The organism is Stenotrophomonas sp. ESTM1D_MKCIP4_1, from assembly GCF_003086895.1.
Lineage (GTDB): Bacteria > Pseudomonadota > Gammaproteobacteria > Xanthomonadales > Xanthomonadaceae > Stenotrophomonas.
The window spans coordinates 4137990-4155435 of record NZ_CP026004.1; the positions used below are offsets into that span (position 1 = coordinate 4137990).

Here is a 17446-nt window from a genome sequence, read left to right on the forward strand (position 1 = left end):
GCAGGGTGCTAAGCTCGCCGCACACCCTGCTGACCGGCCGCTGCACGCCTCGTGGGGTTTGGCCCCCACCAGCAGTATCCCCGCATGAATTTCTGCCCCGCGTTCACCAGCCGCTTGCTCCAGGGGCTCTGCCTGGGTGCGCTGCTGGCCGTTTCCAGCCTGTGCCACGCCCAGCAGAGCCCACCGGTCCATGTGGGCTTCACCGGTTACAGCCATACCGCATGGCGCACGGGCCAGGGCGCGCCCGGCGACATCTGGGATATCCAGCAGGACGAGGCCGGCAGGCTCTGGCTGGCGACAGGTTCCGGGCTGTACACCTTTGATGGCCAGCGCTTCGAGCGCCAGGAAACAGCGGCAGGCACCGATGCGCCTTCGCTGAACATGATCAAGCTGCTGGCCGATCGCCCCGGCAGCCTGTGGATCGGCTACTACCATGCTGGCATCGCCCATCTGCAACAGGGCAGAACGCTGACAACCTACCAGCGTGGCGAAGGCGTTCCGCCGGGCCCCGTATCCAGCTTTGCCTACGACAACCAGGGCGTGCTGTGGGCCGCCGTGGAACAAGGGCTGCGCCGTTTCCGCAATGGCCGCTGGGAGAAACTGCCGGCCTCGATGGGCGTACCCGAGCGACGCGGCCATTGGCTGTTCAACGATTCCCGCGGCACGTTCTGGGCATTGGTTGGCCAGCAGGTCTGGTACATCCCCAAGGGCGGCGCGAAATTCATTGCCACCGGCATTGGTGTTGCGCAGATGTCCACGCTGGCCGAAAGCCCTTCCGGCGAGATATGGCTGGCCGACCGTGGACGTGGCGCGATGCCGATCGCCGATGCCCACGGCATGCTTCCCGAGGCCGAGCGCGAGGCACGTCGCCTGCCCACCATCTTTGCCAGCCGCCTGCATTTCACTGCCGATGGCGCCCTGTGGGCCCCCATGCGCCGCCTCGACGGCAACGGCGGTGTGGCGCGGGTGATGTTCGCCGGCAAGAACGCGGTATCGGTGGAAACCTTCAACGTCGCCCAGGGCCTCACCTCCCCCGCCGCAGTGCCGGTGTTCGAGGATCGCGAGGGCAACATCTGGATCGGCACCAACCTCGGCCTCAGCCGGTTCCGGGCGCAGAGCGTGCGCACGCTCACCGAGGGTCCGACCGATCCCTACCGGGTCATCAGCCGCAATGCCGCAGGCGAGGTGTTCGGCTTCGGAGAGGACACCATCCCCTATGCACTGCAGCGGAAGACGCTCGGCTTGCCACGTGCCGGGCTGCAGGCCGCTGCCCTGGCCGACCGCACGCCGCTGTGGCAGTTTGAATGGACCAATCTTGCACTGCGCCGCGGGCAGGAACTGCAGCGCATCGCGTTTCCCGGTGTGGACAAGGGCCAGGCGCCACAAGCCCTGTACTTTCCCAATGCCGACGAAGCGTGGGCCTGCGTACAGGGCACTTTGCTGAACCACTACCACCACGGTGCGTGGCGCAGCCCTGTGGATCTGCAGCGCAACGGTTGCAGCGCACTGGCGCCAGATGGAAAGGGCGGGCAGATTGCAGGCTTTACCGATGGCGCACTGGCGCTCTACAACGGCCAGCACCTGCAGACACTGGGCCCGACGGATGGGCTGCACATCGGCCCGATCACCGCGATCCTGGCAGAGGCCGATCTGCTCATCGTAGCCGGTGAGAAGGGCCTGGCCATCCGCCAAGGTGGCGGGCCGTTCGGCAACGTCAGCACGGACATTGCCGGTGCCTTGGAAGGCATTACCGGCATCGCGGTCGATCAGTCGCGTCAGCTCTGGCTCAATGGTGGACGCGGGCTGGTTCGGCTCGATCTGTCTACCTCCGTCGAAAGCGCCAGCCAAGGCATCGTCGTCTCGCCGCGCCTGTTCGATGATGTCGACGGCATGCCGGGTGTTGCCCTGCAGAGTGGCCCGCTTCCCACCGCACAACTGGCCAGCGATGGCCTGCTCTGGCTGGGCACCAACCAGGGCCTGGCGTGGCTGGATACCCTGAAGCCCAACCGCAGCCGGTTTGCACCGGTTACCAGCATCGGCAACATTCACTACGACGACACGCAGGTGCCGCTCACCGATGGCACCACGCTGCCTGCCGGCATCACCCAGCTGCAGATTGATTTCATCGCCCAGTCGCTGGCCAGGCCGGAGCGGAACCGCTACCGCTACAGACTCTCCCGCGTCGATGCGGGCTGGCGCGATGCAGGCAGCGCCACCACCGCCTACTACACCAATCTCACGCCGGGCACGTACACCTTCGAGGTCATCGCCGCCAGCGAGGATGGCGTCTGGGGCGCCGCCCCCACCCGCGCCAGTTTCACCATCCAGCCGCTGCTCACGCAGACCTTCTGGTTCCGCAGCCTGGTGGTCATTGCCATCATCCTGCTGATTGCCGCTGCGGCCCGCATGCGCGCCAGGAACATCACCGCGCTGGTGAAAGCGCGGTACGAAGAACGCCTGCACGAACGCGAGCGCATTGCGCGCGACCTGCACGACACGCTGCTGCAGGGCAGCCAAGGGCTTCTGCTGCGCCTGCACGCGATCAGCGTAATGCCCGCCCTGCCGCCCGGCGCGCAGGAACGTCTGGAGTCGGCCATGCAGGCGGCAGAAGACAGCCTGCGCGAGGGCCGCAACCGCGTCATCGCGCTGCGGCAGGAAGCCGACCGCCGCACGGATCTTGTCGCGGCCTTCTCGGATGTCTTCCGCGAGGACGAGCAGCCGGAAGACCGTCGCCTGCGCGTTACCGTGGAAGGTGAGCCCACCCGCATCCGCACCGACGCACTGGAAGAGATCTACCTGATCGGGCGCGAGGCCATCCGCAACGCCGTCGAGCACTCGGGCGCGTCCGCCATCGAGGTCGAGATTGCCTACGGCGCAACGTTCCGCCTGCATGTGCGCGACGATGGCCAAGGCATGGAACCGGACCGGGTGCGGGAAGGGCATTGGGGCCTGCAGGGCATGCGCGAACGTGCCCTGCGCCTTGGCGCACAGCTGGAGATCTGGTCGCGCCCCGGCCTGGGCACCGAAGTCGCGCTGTCCATTCCCACCCATCAGTTGCAGCAGACCCAGAGGCCCACGCCGTGGTGGCGCCTGCGGGCACGGCGGAGACGTTGATATGAATACCCCCATCCGCATCCTGGTGGCCGACGACCATCCCCTGCTGCGCGAGGGCCTGCTGGCCCTGCTGCAGAGCAGCCCCGACATGGAACTGGTGGCCGAGGCCGGCGATGGCGCGCAGGCGGTCAGCGCCTACCTGGAACACCGCCCGGATGTTGTGCTGATGGACCTGCAGATGCCGCGCATGGATGGCATCGAGGCCATTGCCCGCATCCGCGCCACCGCGCCCGAAGCCCGCATCATCGTGCTGACCACTTACAGCGGCGACGCCAAGGCGGTCAGAGCCCTGCAGGCGGGCGCCAGCGCCTATCTGTTGAAGGACATGCTGCGCCACGAACTGCTCTCGACCATCCGCCTGGTGCATTCCGGCAAGCGCGTGCCGTTGCCGGTGGAAGTTGCCACCAACATCGCCGCGCATGTCACCCTCGATGCGGTGTCGCCCCGCGAGATCGAGATACTGATGCTGGTTGCATCGGGCTATTCCAACAAGCGCATCGGCGATCAGCTGGGCATTTCCGAGCAGACCGTGAAGGCACACATGAAGAACGCCATGGCCAAGCTTGGCGCGCGTGACAGAACACATGCGGTCACCTTGTCGCTGCAGCGCGGCATCATCCATCTCGATGATGAGGATGGCAAACCGCGTTGAGGTTGCGCTGCTGCATCGGCGCGCGGGTGGGGTGCTACGCTGCGGCACACGGGAAGTGACGCTGCAACGGTTGAGAAGGAGCTCGATGAAAGCTGCGCTGGCGGTGTACGCAACGCTGTTCTTTGCCATCTATCTGTACGGGCTGTTCCACCGCCTGCGGGAGCTGCCGCAGGACATCCGCGCCCAGGGAATGAAACGACCGCTGTTGGGCCTGATTGCCGCGCTCTGCAGCAGCGCCATGTTCGTTGCGTGCTTCGGGTGGGTTGCCCAGCACGGCATCGGCCCACGCTATCTGTGGTTGACGGCATTCGTGGTGGTGGTGGTCAGTCTGCTATGGAGCCCGCGTTATGTAGCGCAGATGCAGAAGGAGCATGGCCGGCGGATGGGGCTGTATGGGTACCTGCTGAATACTGCGTTGTGCCTGCCGATGGATGTTGTGTTGTTTTTGTATGCGTTCCGGTCTGGGCATCTTTGGGAGGGTTGAGCTGCTCGGCATCAACTCAAACGGCCGTTGAGTACCCACGCACGCTCTTTCACGGCCGTATCCACACCAAGCATTTCGAGAAGAGTCTCAAGCCTAACAGTCAGGGGGCGAGCACTTGGCCCTTGAGAGTGCCCGCGTTCTTCCCGAAGTTGCACTGATGGCACGCGGCCTGGATGTATTCGATTGAGTTCGACCCGCCACGGCAGACAGGCACCTTGTGGCCCTTTGTCCAAGTGTGTGTGGGTCGAGAGGGGCCGCAAGAAGTATCCAGTGCAGCGTGTGGTGGCACCAACGTGGAAGCTGGCGTGATTCAACGATGTCCATGCCATGTCATGGCCCATATATCGTGCCAGCAGGAAGCCAACTACAGATTCGATATGTAGCAAAGACTTCAGCTGCGGACACTCCAGAATGCCGTGTCCGATTCCGGACAAACCGACTGGAGTCGAACGAAGATCCGCAATCGCATCCAGACCCAGCGCATCGCCCCAAACGCCATGTACGCCCAATTCCCCCGGACCTTGATGAATGGGAGCAGAGAACGCAATGCGGGAGCAGAACCTGATTTTCCAGCCAAAGCTTCGTCTGATCTGCGCCCGGCCGGAAGCGGCCTTTCCCTATCGCCGACAAATCTCCCTGACTCTTATCCAGCCTGACTCAGCCACATGCTGAAAACAGACAGATTCATTCAAAGAAGAAAAATTCCTCGCTTCACCGCAATAGTGACTGCATGTGTTCTGTCCTTGGCCCCAAGCTTGGACATGATGCTCTTCATATGGGATTTCACCGTTGTCTCGGTCAGCCCACAGTGGCGAGCAATCTCCTTGTTTGAATTTCCATCCGCAACCATGCGAAGAATCTCGATTTCGCGTTTGGAGAGTCGCTGATCGTGGATATGCGTGGCCAGCTCCAACGCCAGGTCGGGCGCAACGACGCGCTTTCCTTGATGGACTGTCTTGATCGTGCTGACCAGGTCCGCCTTCAACATGTCTTTGAGGATGTAACCCCGCACACCCGAAGAGAAGGCCTGCATGACCTGAACATCCCCGCGATAGGTCGTCAGCATGATCAAGGCGACAGCAGGATCCAATTCTCTGGCCGCCCGACAGAACTCCGCGCCATTCATGACCGGCATCTGGAAATCGACCAACACCACATTGGGGTGGAAACGCTTGAGCGCCTCCAGCCCCTCAATCCCATCCCCCGCCTCACCTACGACGACCATGCCCTGTTCTTGTGACAGCAGCGTACGGATGCCATCCCGCATCAAAGGATGATCATCAATGATCAGGACGCGAATGTTCTCATCCATGCGGATTAAGCCAGATCAACAAGGGTCGGGGGACCTGTTCAGATTACACGCAGCCATTCCCCCCTTCTAGACCCATCAACGCGCGCATCAGCCCCTTTTGGCGCCGAAGCGCCTTGCCAGGGCGCTTCGCCAACGACCCGGGGCCTTCCGCCTCTTTCCGAAGGCCACGCCAGCTGGAATATGAAGCTCAATGCGCGTGCCCAGCTCCAGGCGACTCGCGATGTGGAGGGTGCCCCCCAGACGCTGCGCACGCTCACGCATTCCCGCTAATCCCCAGTGGCCAGGCCGACCGCCAGCCTGCAGGATTTCCGGCTCTATGCCATGCCCATCATCGCGAACTTCCACACAGAAGTCCCTACCCGTTCTTCGGAAGCTGAGTTCAATTCGCGTGGAATTTGCGTGGCGCAACGCATTGATCAGCGCCTCGCTGATGATGCGCCGTACCTCCGCATTCACCATCGGCGTCAACTGAAGCGTCTCGTCACCCTGCAGGATTTCAAGCACAGGACCCGTGCCATCCCGGAATGCTTCTGCAACCGAGTTGAGATAGCCGGCCAGATCGGTGTCATCCTGCCCCGGACGCAACTCGCCAACCCTCGCTCGCCCTTCTTTCATGAGCTCTTCTGCCTGGTAGAGCGCGGCGGAAATCGAAGACTGGCCTCTGGTTGAATCCGGCAGATTGTCCATGATCACCTGCAGCTGCAGGATCAATCCTTGAACGCCCTGAAGCAATGTGTCATGCAGATCGCGCGCGATCTGTTCGCGCTCCAGCGCTTGAGCCTGAAGACGATCACGGACGCGCTGGGAAGTGCGCGCGGTATGGAGGCGAAGCAAATAGTAGATAACCAGCACCAAGGACAAGGCCACTACCAGTCGGAACCACAGTGTCTCGTAGAAGTAGGCAGGGACTACGAGATGAACGCGATCTACAGATGTGCTCCACACGCCATCGTTGTTCGCCGCCATCACCTCGAAGTCATACTGTCCCGGAGACAGATTGGTATAGCTCGCTTCCCGATTGAGCCCAGTCTCTCGCCAAGCATCCTGAAATCCCACGAGTCGATAGCGAAACCTTGCTTTCACAGCGTCTGTCAGCACCGGAGCCGTGAATGAAAAGACCACCTCACGCTCTCCTGTCGGAAGCGTGATACGAGGCCGCGCCGAGCGGACTTCCCCGCCAGCTTTCAGCGTCTGAATCTGAACCTGTGGTGCGCGTTTGTTGCGGCTGATCGCCGCTGGATCAATGCTGGCAAGACTGTTTGTGGCCACCCAGATCCGCCCATCGTCTGCCTGGGCCACAGAGGGCAGCGGAGGAGTCTGAGAGGCGCCTCCGTCCAACCCATCGCGATAGTCGAAACTCTCACTGCGCACTCGATAGTCCGGGTCTATGACCGCGTGTTCCAACTCATCAGCAGACACGCGCACCAAGCCATCTATCTGACTGACCCACAATTCTCCGCCCGCGGTCATGACCAGTCCGCTCACGCCGACAAACTGGCCTTCTCGCGGGAGAAGCGAGCGAAAACCCCCAGGCGTCCTGATGGCGATCCCGTCGCCTCCTGCCAACACCACTTTCCCTTGCCCCACAGCGATGTTCTTGATCGTACCGATGCTGAGCCCATCGTGAGATGTGAACTTCTCAAGGTGGCTGCCGTGAATGCGGAAAAGTTGATCATCAGGGCTTCCAAGCCAGAGATCGCCCCGCTCATCGGTTGCAAACGCGGTCACCATATTGGGCAACTGGTTAAAGCCTCCCCGATCAATCCACTGGCGTCCGTCCCATTTGAATACGCCAACGTGTTGAGACGCAAACCAAGGTGCACCACCACCATCAACACCGATTGCCTCGATGAACGTCCCGCTCCTCATCGGCGGCAGGGGCAACTTGGTCACCACGTCATTCTCTACGCGTAGGAGCTCCTCCCGGTCCCAGCCACCAATCCACGTGATCCCGCTTCGATCACGATAGATGTAGGTCAGCCGAGAGCCGGCTTGTTCGAGATGCTGATTCTTCGGCCCAACAGAGAACAAGCCCCGACCATATCCAATCATGTAGATGCCGCCACCGGTTCGAGCAGCGATCCCGCCCGTGTTCCCTGGATAGGCAGATGCGCTTACGCGATTGGGCCGGAACCGGGCTATGCCTCCATAGCTTCCGGCCCAGATGTTGCCCTCGCTGTCGATCAGCATACAAAGAGACGCGAACGATTCAGTGTCTTTCACCGCGGTTTCCCCAAGCAGGGGACGACCTTCCGATGACATCGGATGCGGGACCTGCGCGGAAAAGACCCCACGCGCGCTATTGAAGAACACTCTTCCGTCAGGCGTAGCGAGGATCGTCCCCCCCTTGTAGGTGTCCCAATGCAAAGCTTCCTGGCTGGCCTGGAACTGCCTCAGACCGAAATAGACATCGTGAAACCAGATAGCCCCGGATGCATCCTCAGCCAGCTTGCCGTATCCAGCGCCCTTCGCAACGAGCTCAAATGGAAGCCTTGGCGCCTGCTGGCGGAACACCCCTTCGTTGGTCGCCAACCACAAGCTGCCATCACGGGCAAAGAGCGCATCGAAGAACAAAGCTCCATTGAACACACCCTGATTTCTCAGCTCGACCTTCGGGCCATCTGGCTCCAGTGCGAGCAGGGTCGAATTGGTCAGGATGCGTACTCTCCCGTCATGGCCGATACTCAAGCACAAGACGTCCCCGGTACCTTCGGGCAGGTTGACCGTTTTCCCGATACGGCCGTCCTTGAAGAGGGTGACCGAATGACCTGCACCAATCCAGAGCGCCCCCTTTGCGTCAACGACCAACGCCCTGATCGAATTGGGCAGCTTGGGAAAAAGGGGCGGCTCGATACGCGTGAACTGAAGACCGTCGAAGCGATAGAGACCCGTGCTGGTGCCCAGCCAGAGAAACCCATCAGGGGTCTGGGCAAGCGCACGCACATCCGTGGGCGCTCCTTCGCGCGCGCTCCACTGTGTGGTGGTGTACTGGGTCTGTGCAAACGCCGGGAGGCTGAGCAGAAGCGCAAGGAACAAAAGCACCCTGTCAAGCCATAACGGCTTGAATGACTTTGCCTGCTGAAAGCCCAAAGTAAGCCGCATGAATCCCCGCTTTGCTCCAATGTCGACAGGCGTCCCGCAGGTCCGCTTCAGCGGTCCCCTCTATCGCGCCAGTATAGTAATCGACGGGATGGAGGCGCCATCTGAAGGGGGAGACCACGCCTTGAACTGTTCGCCCCCAACGTCTTCGCGCCGCCGTTTGCCTGCTCGTCCTGGACCGGCGTCCTGGGCCCTATGCTGACACCGCCCTAGTCCATGACCCTGCCACGAGGATCATCGATATGCATGGCAGCTACGTCGTAGCGAACGCCCTCTCGATGCAGGATCTGGACATTCTTGACAACGGTCGCGAGCGCTTTGAGAAAGGCTTCCCCATTCTCATGAGCTTCGTAAGCCTCCAGGCTCTCGTATCCTTCGACCAGATGGAATGCGTTCTCATCGGTAATATCCGCAGCAAAGGCGTAGAAGATGCAGCCGGGAATCTTCTTGGCAGCTTCCATATCCGGCTTTACCGCCTCAATGAAAGTCAGACGATCCTCTGGCGCAACTCGATAATAGGCGCTCACAACCACTCGGGTGGGCCTGGTCTTGTCATGGTCACTCATTCGCTGCACTCCGTCTCTAAAGGAAAAATATGATTCAACTCGCACCACGCGCGTCCCTGCGTTCAATCTCCCGGGCTAGCGCCATACCTTGAACGCCTTGCGCATCTCCTCGGAGAAAATCTGCGGCTGCTCAAAAGCGGCGAAGTGCCCACCGTGTTCGACTTCGTTCCAATAGAACAGATTTGGCCAGGCCGCCTCGGCCCATGCTTTAGGCGCCCGATAGATTTCTTTGGGGAATATCGTCGCTCCCATGGGCAGATCGATGCGTCCTGCAGTGAACCCAGTGGGCCCATTGCGCGAGTTCTGCCAGTAGATGCGTGCGCTTGAAGCCGATGTATTGGTGAACCAGTAAAGCGAGATGTTGTCGAGCATCGCGTCGATGGGCAACGCATCCTCGGGATTGCCATGATTGTCGGTCCAGGCCTGGAATTTTTCATAGATCCAGCAAGCCTGACCAACCGGCGAGTCGGCCAAGCTGTAGCCGATCGTCTGCGGCTTTGTTGCTTGTTCCAGGAAATAGCCGGACTCTTCGCGCGCAAACTTTCCGGCAGCTTCGATTGCCCGCTTTTCTTCGGGCGTCGGGTTGTCAGGGAGCTTGTCGGGGAATACCAGTGGCCAGTTGACGTGCGCAGCCACAAGACCCTGCGGCTTCAAGTGGCCCAACGCATGCGTAACACCAGAGCCCCAGTCCCCTCCCTGGGCAACCCACTTCGTGTAGCCCAGCCGCTGCATGAGGGTCGCCCAGGCCTTGGCGGTGCGCATCACATCCCAGCCCTGTTCAGTTGGCTTGTCAGAGAAGCCGAAGCCAGGCTGAGAGGGCACCACGACATCGAATGCCTCCTCTGCCGTGCCCCCAAACGCGGTAGGGTTCGTCAGGCGCTCAATCACCTCCAGAAATTCAACGACGGAGCCAGGCCACCCGTGAGTGAGGATGATTGGCAGCGCATTGGCGTGCTTGGACTTTGCGTGGATGAAATGGATGCCCAACCCGTCGATGCGGGTCCTGAATTGTGGGAACGCGTTGATCCTGCGCTCGAACTTTCGCCAGTCATGCTCGTTCGCCCAATGCATGACCAGACGCCTCGCCTTTTCCATCGGAACACCTTGGCTCCAATCAGACACGGTTCCAGCATCCGGCCAACGCGTTTGCTTCAGTCGGTTCCGCAGTTCCCGAATCTCCTGCTCAGGCACATTGACCAGGAACGGAGTAATTGCCTCCGTCGTGGGCGGTAGATCAGAGGAGGACCGGGCGCCGCCTCGCTCGAACAGACCGTGCGCACTTGCGCCGATGGAAGCAGCGGGAAGCGCCAGAGCAGCAGTGCCAGCTCCAAGCTTCAGGAAGTCGCGACGTGATACATCATTGGCAAAGTTCATGATCGTTCCTATCAGTACAAGAAGGCCGCGATTCTGGCGAGCGCTTCAGCAGGCTTTTCTTCAGGGATGAAGTGGCCACTTCCTTCGACCTTCACGACTTCGGCGTTGGTCGCATGACGGCCCAGCGTGTCTTTGAGCCAGCCGTAGCCAGGCCCGCCCAAGGCAAGGATTGGGGCGGCAACTGGCGCATACGACTCTCCATCCAGGATGTCCTGCGGAAATGCCTGATACCACGCATCTCCCGCCCTGATGGCGTCAGCAGTCATATAGGCATCGGCATATACGGCGCGATCTCTGCTATCGATAGCCGCATCGTTCTTCACCAAGTAGTGGAAGAACCACTCCTGCTCGATATTGATGCGTCCCTCCAGCAACTTCTCTGGCAATCCCTTGACCTGATGAAAGGCGAACCACCACGGGTAAGGATGATCATCATCGATGCGGTCACCAAAGGTGCCCGCCGGCGGCAGTAGCGGCCATTTGGCCAAGCTGGCATCGGGGTGCGCCACATCCATCATGACAACCTTGTCAGTCAACTCCGGATAGTTGGCCGCGAACGCGAAGGCCACCATCGACCCAATGTCGTGCCCGATGACACTTGCCTTCTTGTAGCCAAGATGCCGGACCAGGCCCGCAATATCTTTGGCCATCGTCTTCTTGTCATACCCGCCCTCCGGCCGGCTCGACTCCCCCATGCCGCGCAGATCCACAGACACTACACGGTGGCGTTCTGCCAGCTCGGGCATCATCTTGTGCCATTCCCACCACGTCTCAGGCCAACCGGGCAACAGGACAACAAGATCGCCCTTGCCCCCTTCCACATAGTGCAACTGGATCCCATCGACTTTTGCGGAGCGGTCCTCAAACCCGGGGAGCTCCTTCAGAAGATCGGCATTGGTGTAATGCCGATCTTCGGCCGCAAATGCCCCGCTCGCCCACAGTGAGGCACACAGGGCCATGCCCACCCAGCAAAGTGGCAGCTTCACACGCTTCATCATGCTTCTCCTAGAGGGATTGCTCGCGCCTGCTCAGCGGCCAGGACGAGCTTTGTGAAAACTTGAACATGGTGACAAGCACGATCGTCAAACCCGCAGCAGCAAAGAACGCCAGCCGAACGCCACCGTAGTTGGTCAGCACTCCACCGAGCGCTGAGCCAGTTGCAAGAAAGACCTGGAAGATGGACACCATCACCGAAGATCCCGCCTCGAACTGATCGGGCGCTGCGCGCTGAAGCCAGATCTGAAGCGATACCGGAATTGCTCCGAACGCCAAGCCCCAAAGGGATACAAGCGCCATCACCAACCAGGCGTTCGTGGCGAACAGTGCAATGCACAGGAGACTTGTGCCCACAATCAGCGCTGCAAGCAGGGCAAATTTTCGTGGCGATTGCGTTGCCCGCCTTCCCGCAATTGCCACCCCGACCATTCCAGCAACGCCATAAGCCGCAAACGTGGCGGAGAACGCTTTGTCGGATAGGTGTGCGGCGCCTTGCAGCATAGGCGCCATGAAGGTGTAAGCCATGAAATGCGTGCAGGCGAGCAGCCCAGCGACCGCTAGCGCCTGACGCGCCCCGGGCATCCGGAACAACGCCGCAAGATTGTTCCAACCTACAGCGCCAGTAAGCGTGCGACTGGGGATGGACCACCACTGCAGTGCCGCGACAGCAGCAGATGCACAGGCTGAAGCAACGAAAGCGGACCGCCAACCCAGTGCCTGGCCAATCAAGGTTCCTATTGGCACGCCGAGCACCGTCCCAATCGAAATGCCCCCCGCGACGATGGCGATCGCGACACCGGCACGCTCTCCGCGCACCACACTTACCGCAGTCGATGCCGCGAATGTCCAGACTCCCCCCACCGCCACCCCAAGCAACAGCCGCGACACCAACGCCAAAGACAGCGAGTCCGCCAGCGCCATCCCTAGCGCTGAAAGGCACATCAGGACCGTCATGGCCGGAATGAGCGTTCGTCTTGATACATGTCCTACGGAGACAGCAAACACAGGACTGACGACTGCGGCAACCAGTCCCGGCAGCGTGACCGTCCACCCTGCCGCACCGAGCGATGCGCCAAAATCGCCAGCAATCTGAGTCAGTAGGCCAATCGGCAAAAACTCAAGGGTTACCAAGCTCAGTGTGCCCAAGGCAATCATCGTCACCGCAAGCCAGTTATCCCGAGCTCTTGCAGTTGCATCACTCGCTTGCGTGTTGATCTGGGTCATGCCCAATGCCCTTGGTTCGAGATGCGCCTCCTGCTCTCAAGTGAGCAGCGTTTCTGCGCTATGGAGATCGACTGTAAAGACGGCGACGCGGCGGGAAACAGGAAGGAATTGCGGCATTGGAGAAAACCGGACCAAGCGCGCTCACCACGTGCTGTCGAAAGCGGGAAACCCATAACGTCGAGCGCCCTCCCGCCTTCGATCAGTCCAAACGATGGAGGCCACAGTGAGCGCGACGCCCTGACTCAATCCGGGTCTGCCACCAGGTCAAGGGCTACCAGCCCTCCCCACACACGCATCGGGATATCCCAGGTCACATCGACGCTATCGACCAGCGGCTTCGATGCTTCGATGTATGCACGTCGATAGTCGCGAGTGCCCTGGGTCGCCAGGAAGTGCTCCTTGGTTCCACGCCAAAGCTCATACAGCGTGAACTCGCCCGGCCTGTCTTCAGTACGATGAAGAACGCCCGTGATGAAGTCTTCCTCTTCAGCGCAGCGCGCCAGGATGGCCTCGATCAACCCGAGGAGGTGATCTTCCTGGCCACTTTTGACGTGATAGCGGAGATACAGCGCGCAACTTGATTTGCTTGCCATGACAGGATCCTTGAGGTGCGTTACTGGGGTACTTTGTTGAGAAACACAAGCGTGGTCGCAATGCGTCCGCCCTGGGTGGCGACAATGTCTTCGCCCAGAATCTTCTCCGGGTCTGACGCTGGCCCGTATTTCCACTGGATGCGGAAGTTTCCGTGCTGGATCTGCGGCTCGCCGATCACCTTGAAAGTCCAGCCGCGGTTCCTGGCCTGCAACTTTCCAAGCAGCTCATTGAGCTCATCGCGACCAACCGCCAGCCCTTCCGGATCATTGAAGATGGTGTTGTCGGTGTAGTGCGCATCCAGGAACTTCTTCCTGCTTGCGGCATCTGTATCGTTAAGCATGCCCACATAACCCTGGACGAGCGTCCTGACAGCCTGTGGGTCGAGTGACTTGCCCGAGGTCGGGGACAGTACCGACTGGGCCCGCCACAGATGCACTCCGGCTGCTCGCTCACCCGCCTGGCCGCTCGGGTAGCTGACCAGCTCAAGCTTGGCGCCCCACGGCGTCAGGAAGTAGACCCATGAGTCGCCAGCGGTCTCACCAGCATTGACCACGATGGGATCGGTCAGAACCGTCACTCCCGCCTTGCGAAGCTGGCCGACCGCCTGATTGATGTCATCAACGTAAAAGCCGATATGCGCAGCGGCGGCATCGTCGTAATGCGGCTGGGCATGGTCGGCGTCCGGCGCATCGAACTTGAACAGCTCGATGTTCGCACCATCACCGGCCCGCAGCATCTTGATCGACTTCACGCTCGAAGAGGCGTGGACATCGAACAGCTTCTTGAAGCCCGCATCAACAGGGGGATCTTTGATCTCCGTAACCGGCTCAAACCCGAAAGTGTTCTGAAAGAACGTAACCGCCTGTTCCATGTCGGGGACATTGATCCCCACATGATCCACACCGACAACATTGATGACGGGGGTGGACGACTGGGCGTGCGATGCTTCTGCGCTTGCCATCGCAGGCAGCGCCCAAAGCAAGGCACAGGCTGTGGCGATGATGTTTCTCATAGATCTTCCTCGTGTGTTTGCGGGGAACCAAGGGCACGAAAGCAGCTTCGCTTGTGCCTTACACGGCGCGCGCGCAAGGCAGCTCTGAATCGTGGCTCGCCTCGTCCAATGTGGATTGGCCTTGACCACGCCGATAGGACAATCTTGCGATCACTAGACGCCAAGCACGGGCTGCATGGAGGCTTCCTTGCGGCCTGCCTCGGGGTCTGCAACTTCAACCATGACCACTTCGGTGGCGCTCAAGGCTTGGACGTGGACTGCCGGCTCCCCTTCTATGAGGGCGCCGTCCCCGGCATTGACCAGTATTCCGTTTACACTGACCTGGCCTCGGACGGGGACCAGATAGACAACCTTCCCAGCGTCGAGGATGTGGACCGCACTGCCCTGCGCTGCAAGGCGTCCGCCAAGAATTCGGGCATCCGCGCCGATCCAGAGGGGACCACCATCCTGCTCTTCAAACCCTGATGCCAGTACGTCGAACTGCCGGCGGCCACCGACCATTCCAACGGTCTTGGTCTGCCAACGAGGTACGCCGCCAGCATGTCTTGGCGTGAGCCAGATCTGAAACATTCTGGTGGACCGATCCTCGGCATTCCACTCCGAATGCCGAATCCCGGAACCGGCGCTCATGACTTGAAGGTCTCCGGCTTTGATCGTGCCCTGATTTCCAAGGCTGTCCTTGTGGGTGATCGCACCATCGCAGACATAGGTCACGATCTCGACATCCTGATGCGGGTGAAACGGGAACCCAGACAGCGGTGCGACTTCATCGTCGTTCCAGGCAATCAGTTCGCCAATTGGAGGATGGGCAGGATTGCCCAACCCAGCAATGGCGATGTGCAGCCTTGCCTTCAGCCACTCGCGATCATTCGAGCCGAGCGTGGCGTTTGGACGTAATGTGATCATCGCATCGCTCCCGTCAGTCCTTAGACCTGCGCCTGGCCGCCATCGACAAAGAGCTCGGCGCCGTTGACGAAGCTCGCATCGTCCGAAGCCAGGAACACAACGGCCTTGGCAATCTCATCGGCATCGCCAACCCGGCCCATCGGCACAGTGGACGCCATATACTCGAGCAGACCCTGCTGCTGTGCTGCATCTGGCCCTGCCAGTTCCACCAGACCAGGGGTTTTGGTGGCACCAGGACTCACAACGTTGAAGCGAATGCCGCGATCCTTGACGTCGAGCACCCAGCTGCGAACCAGGGCGCGAACCGCAGCCTTGGTTGCCGAGTAGACGCTGAAGGCCGGGGTTCCGCTGATGCCTGCAGTGGAGCCGGTCAGGATCACCGAAGCGCCATCGCTCAGTAGCGGCAGCGCCTTCTGAACCGTGAAGATGACGCCCTTTACGTTGCGACCGAACGTGTCTTCATACTGCTCTTCCGTGATCTGACCGAGCGGCAACATCGAACCGCCGCCCGCATTGGCGAACAGCACGTCGATCCTGCCCTTGGTGCGCTGGATCACTTCAAAGAGCTCATCAAGCTGATCGAGCTTGGACGAATCGACCTGTACGCCCGTCGCGTTGCCTACAGCCGCCACGGCTTCATCGAGCTCCTTCCTGCGGCGGCCGGTGATGAATACATGGGCACCCTCGGCTGCGAAGCGCTTTGCGGTTGCCAGGCCGATACCAGAGGTGCCACCAGTGACGACGGCGATCTTACCCTCAAGCTTCTTGTTCATTGCTGCCTCCTAAGGAGTGATTGGTGACGATGGGACATACGCTATCGACATCACGAGTGTTTCTAAATAGCATTAATCACAAACCATCATTGCAAATTTGAAAATGTCTCAACTTCCTGATCTAGAAGGACTGGCGTTGTTTGCCAAGGTCGCTGAAGAACGGTCGTTTGCTGGTGCCGCGCGCGACTTTGACCTGTCAGTCGCAACGGTTTCTCGTGCAGTAGCGAGGCTCGAACAACGATTGGGCGGCCGACTCTTCAATCGGACATCGCGCCAGCTGGCACTGACGGAGTTCGGACAGACGCTGTTGGAACAAGCCACGGCCTTGTTGCGTGATGCGCAGGCGCTTGAAGCCGCAGCACGTGACCAGGCAGCTGCGCCGCGCGGCCTCGTCCGGCTCGCCGTCCCCATGTCCTTTGGCATCAAATGGGTGGCGCCCCTGCTTCCCGAGTTCTTCGCTCGCTACCCAGACATCACCGTTGATCTTCATCTATCGGATGCCTCGGTTGACTTGATAGGAGATGGCTTCGATGCAGCACTACGCATTGCGGCGCTCCCCGACTCGTCGCTGGTCGCGCGAAAGATCTGTGATGTCTCCCGCTTCGTCGTCGCCGCTCCTGACTATCTGCTCACTCACGGAGAGCCAAAGAAACCCAGCGATCTCAACCGGCACGACTGCATCGGCTACGCGTATCGCTCGCAGAACGACACCTGGAAGGTCTTTGACCGCAAGGGACACGAGGAGCTGATCAAGCCGCGCGGAAACCTGCGCGTAACCAATATCGAAGCGGCCATCCCCTTGCTTCTGGCAGGGAAAGCAGTGGGTGAGCTGCCAGAGTTCATCGCAACCGAGTACCTCGAGAAGGGCTTGCTGTCGGTCCTCTTCGCTGGCTGGTCACAACCCAAGGGCGGCCTCTATTTCGTAACCCCAACCTTGCGTTCACGCCCGGTCAAAGTGGATGTGCTTGGCGAATTCCTGGCTCAACGGCTCAGAGAACCCAGTTGGCGTTGGAAAGGGCCGGGCTCCCATGCCTGAGGTTTCTGCGACCGCGAAGCTCCTTGGCGTGATGCCGACCACCTGCCTGAAGATGCGAACAAAGTGACTTTGATCGAAGAAGCAGAGGTCGCTGGCGATCTCGCTGATCTTTCTGTCGCCCCCGCGCAACATGACCTTGGCCTGCTGGATTCTTCGCAACCTGAGATAGTTCATAGGCGTGTTGCCTGTGGTCGCGCAGAACAGCCGAGTCATATGGAAGCGGCTGAGGCAAGCGGCCTCAGAGATCCTGTGGATGGAGAGCGGCTCATAGATGTGTCGCTCGATGCAGTCGACCGCTCTTCGC

Annotated in this window: 14 protein-coding genes; 4 read left to right on the forward strand and 10 right to left on the reverse strand. The window is 60.5% G+C overall.

The annotated features are described in order from the left end of the window. Nucleotides 1–84: 84 nt before the first annotated feature. The 3 genes from C1924_RS18735 to C1924_RS18745 all read left to right on the forward strand — a co-directional run bounded on the left by C1924_RS18735 (nucleotide 85) and on the right by C1924_RS18745 (nucleotide 4250). Nucleotides 85–3114: a sensor histidine kinase gene (locus C1924_RS18735; RefSeq protein WP_108766656.1), complete on the forward strand. Its 3030-nt coding sequence runs from the start codon at nucleotides 85–87 to the stop codon at nucleotides 3112–3114. Nucleotide 3115: 1 nt separating this feature from the next. Next, nucleotides 3116–3766 (forward strand): response regulator transcription factor, encoded by a 651-nt coding sequence (locus C1924_RS18740; protein ID WP_108766657.1) that lies wholly within the window; start codon nucleotides 3116–3118, stop codon nucleotides 3764–3766. An 85-nt stretch (nucleotides 3767–3851) separates the two neighbouring features. Next, the gene (locus C1924_RS18745; RefSeq protein ID WP_108766658.1) at nucleotides 3852–4250 is read left to right on the forward strand and encodes a hypothetical protein; all 399 of its coding nucleotides are present in this window, start codon (nucleotides 3852–3854) and stop codon (nucleotides 4248–4250) included. A 688-nt stretch (nucleotides 4251–4938) separates the two neighbouring features. On the opposite strand, the gene C1924_RS18750 is transcribed toward C1924_RS18745, so the two are convergent. The 10 genes from C1924_RS18750 to C1924_RS18795 form a co-directional block, all read right to left on the reverse strand. Then, nucleotides 4939–5562, reverse strand: a complete 624-nt coding sequence (locus C1924_RS18750; RefSeq protein ID WP_108766659.1) for a response regulator transcription factor — start codon at nucleotides 5560–5562, stop codon at nucleotides 4939–4941. An 87-nt stretch (nucleotides 5563–5649) separates the two neighbouring features. After that, the gene (locus C1924_RS18755) at nucleotides 5650–8604 is read right to left on the reverse strand and encodes a sensor histidine kinase (RefSeq protein ID WP_159094840.1); all 2955 of its coding nucleotides are present in this window, start codon (nucleotides 8602–8604) and stop codon (nucleotides 5650–5652) included. A 266-nt stretch (nucleotides 8605–8870) separates the two neighbouring features. After that, nucleotides 8871–9227: an antibiotic biosynthesis monooxygenase family protein gene (locus C1924_RS18760; RefSeq protein ID WP_108766661.1), complete on the reverse strand. Its 357-nt coding sequence runs from the start codon at nucleotides 9225–9227 to the stop codon at nucleotides 8871–8873. Between the two features lie 75 nt (nucleotides 9228–9302). Further along, nucleotides 9303–10601, reverse strand: a complete 1299-nt coding sequence (locus C1924_RS18765) for an alpha/beta fold hydrolase (RefSeq protein WP_108766662.1) — start codon at nucleotides 10599–10601, stop codon at nucleotides 9303–9305. A gap of 11 nt (nucleotides 10602–10612) precedes the next feature. Beyond that, nucleotides 10613–11596 carry an alpha/beta hydrolase gene (locus C1924_RS18770; RefSeq protein WP_108767120.1) on the reverse strand — a complete coding sequence of 328 codons (984 nt, stop codon included), beginning with the start codon at nucleotides 11594–11596 and terminating at the stop codon, nucleotides 10613–10615. A 10-nt stretch (nucleotides 11597–11606) separates the two neighbouring features. Continuing rightward, nucleotides 11607–12821 carry an MFS transporter gene (locus C1924_RS18775; RefSeq protein ID WP_108766663.1) on the reverse strand — a complete coding sequence of 405 codons (1215 nt, stop codon included), beginning with the start codon at nucleotides 12819–12821 and terminating at the stop codon, nucleotides 11607–11609. Nucleotides 12822–13063: 242 nt separating this feature from the next. Continuing rightward, entirely contained in the window at nucleotides 13064–13414 is a 351-nt protein-coding gene (locus C1924_RS18780; RefSeq protein ID WP_108766664.1) for an antibiotic biosynthesis monooxygenase, read from the reverse strand. Nucleotides 13415–13434: 20 nt separating this feature from the next. Further along, nucleotides 13435–14427: a VOC family protein gene (locus tag C1924_RS18785; protein ID WP_108766665.1), complete on the reverse strand. Its 993-nt coding sequence runs from the start codon at nucleotides 14425–14427 to the stop codon at nucleotides 13435–13437. Nucleotides 14428–14580: 153 nt separating this feature from the next. Then, nucleotides 14581–15333, reverse strand: a complete 753-nt coding sequence (locus tag C1924_RS18790; RefSeq protein ID WP_108766666.1) for a pirin family protein — start codon at nucleotides 15331–15333, stop codon at nucleotides 14581–14583. A 20-nt stretch (nucleotides 15334–15353) separates the two neighbouring features. Continuing rightward, nucleotides 15354–16106, reverse strand: a complete 753-nt coding sequence (locus tag C1924_RS18795; protein ID WP_108766667.1) for an SDR family oxidoreductase — start codon at nucleotides 16104–16106, stop codon at nucleotides 15354–15356. A 103-nt stretch (nucleotides 16107–16209) separates the two neighbouring features. On the opposite strand from C1924_RS18795, the gene C1924_RS18800 reads away from it, so the two are divergent. After that, on the forward strand, nucleotides 16210–17142 hold the full coding sequence (locus C1924_RS18800; protein ID WP_108766668.1) for a LysR family transcriptional regulator: 933 nt from the start codon (nucleotides 16210–16212) through the stop codon (nucleotides 17140–17142). The last annotated feature ends 304 nt before the right edge of the window (nucleotides 17143–17446 follow it).

Coding starts and splice junctions, on each gene's coding strand:
- C1924_RS18735 (WP_108766656.1), top strand. CDS start 85: ATGAATTTCTGCCCCGCGTTCACCAGCCGCTTGCTCCAGGGGCTCTGC.
- C1924_RS18740 (WP_108766657.1), top strand. CDS start 3,116: ATGAATACCCCCATCCGCATCCTGGTGGCCGACGACCATCCCCTGCTG.
- C1924_RS18745 (WP_108766658.1), top strand. CDS start 3,852: ATGAAAGCTGCGCTGGCGGTGTACGCAACGCTGTTCTTTGCCATCTAT.
- C1924_RS18750 (WP_108766659.1), bottom strand. CDS start 5,562: ATGGATGAGAACATTCGCGTCCTGATCATTGATGATCATCCTTTGATG.
- C1924_RS18760 (WP_108766661.1), bottom strand. CDS start 9,227: ATGAGTGACCATGACAAGACCAGGCCCACCCGAGTGGTTGTGAGCGCC.
- C1924_RS18765 (WP_108766662.1), bottom strand. CDS start 10,601: ATGAACTTTGCCAATGATGTATCACGTCGCGACTTCCTGAAGCTTGGA.
- C1924_RS18770 (WP_108767120.1), bottom strand. CDS start 11,596: ATGAAGCGTGTGAAGCTGCCACTTTGCTGGGTGGGCATGGCCCTGTGT.
- C1924_RS18775 (WP_108766663.1), bottom strand. CDS start 12,821: ATGACCCAGATCAACACGCAAGCGAGTGATGCAACTGCAAGAGCTCGG.
- C1924_RS18780 (WP_108766664.1), bottom strand. CDS start 13,414: ATGGCAAGCAAATCAAGTTGCGCGCTGTATCTCCGCTATCACGTCAAA.
- C1924_RS18785 (WP_108766665.1), bottom strand. CDS start 14,427: ATGAGAAACATCATCGCCACAGCCTGTGCCTTGCTTTGGGCGCTGCCT.
- C1924_RS18790 (WP_108766666.1), bottom strand. CDS start 15,333: ATGATCACATTACGTCCAAACGCCACGCTCGGCTCGAATGATCGCGAG.
- C1924_RS18795 (WP_108766667.1), bottom strand. CDS start 16,106: ATGAACAAGAAGCTTGAGGGTAAGATCGCCGTCGTCACTGGTGGCACC.
- C1924_RS18800 (WP_108766668.1), top strand. CDS start 16,210: ATGTCTCAACTTCCTGATCTAGAAGGACTGGCGTTGTTTGCCAAGGTC.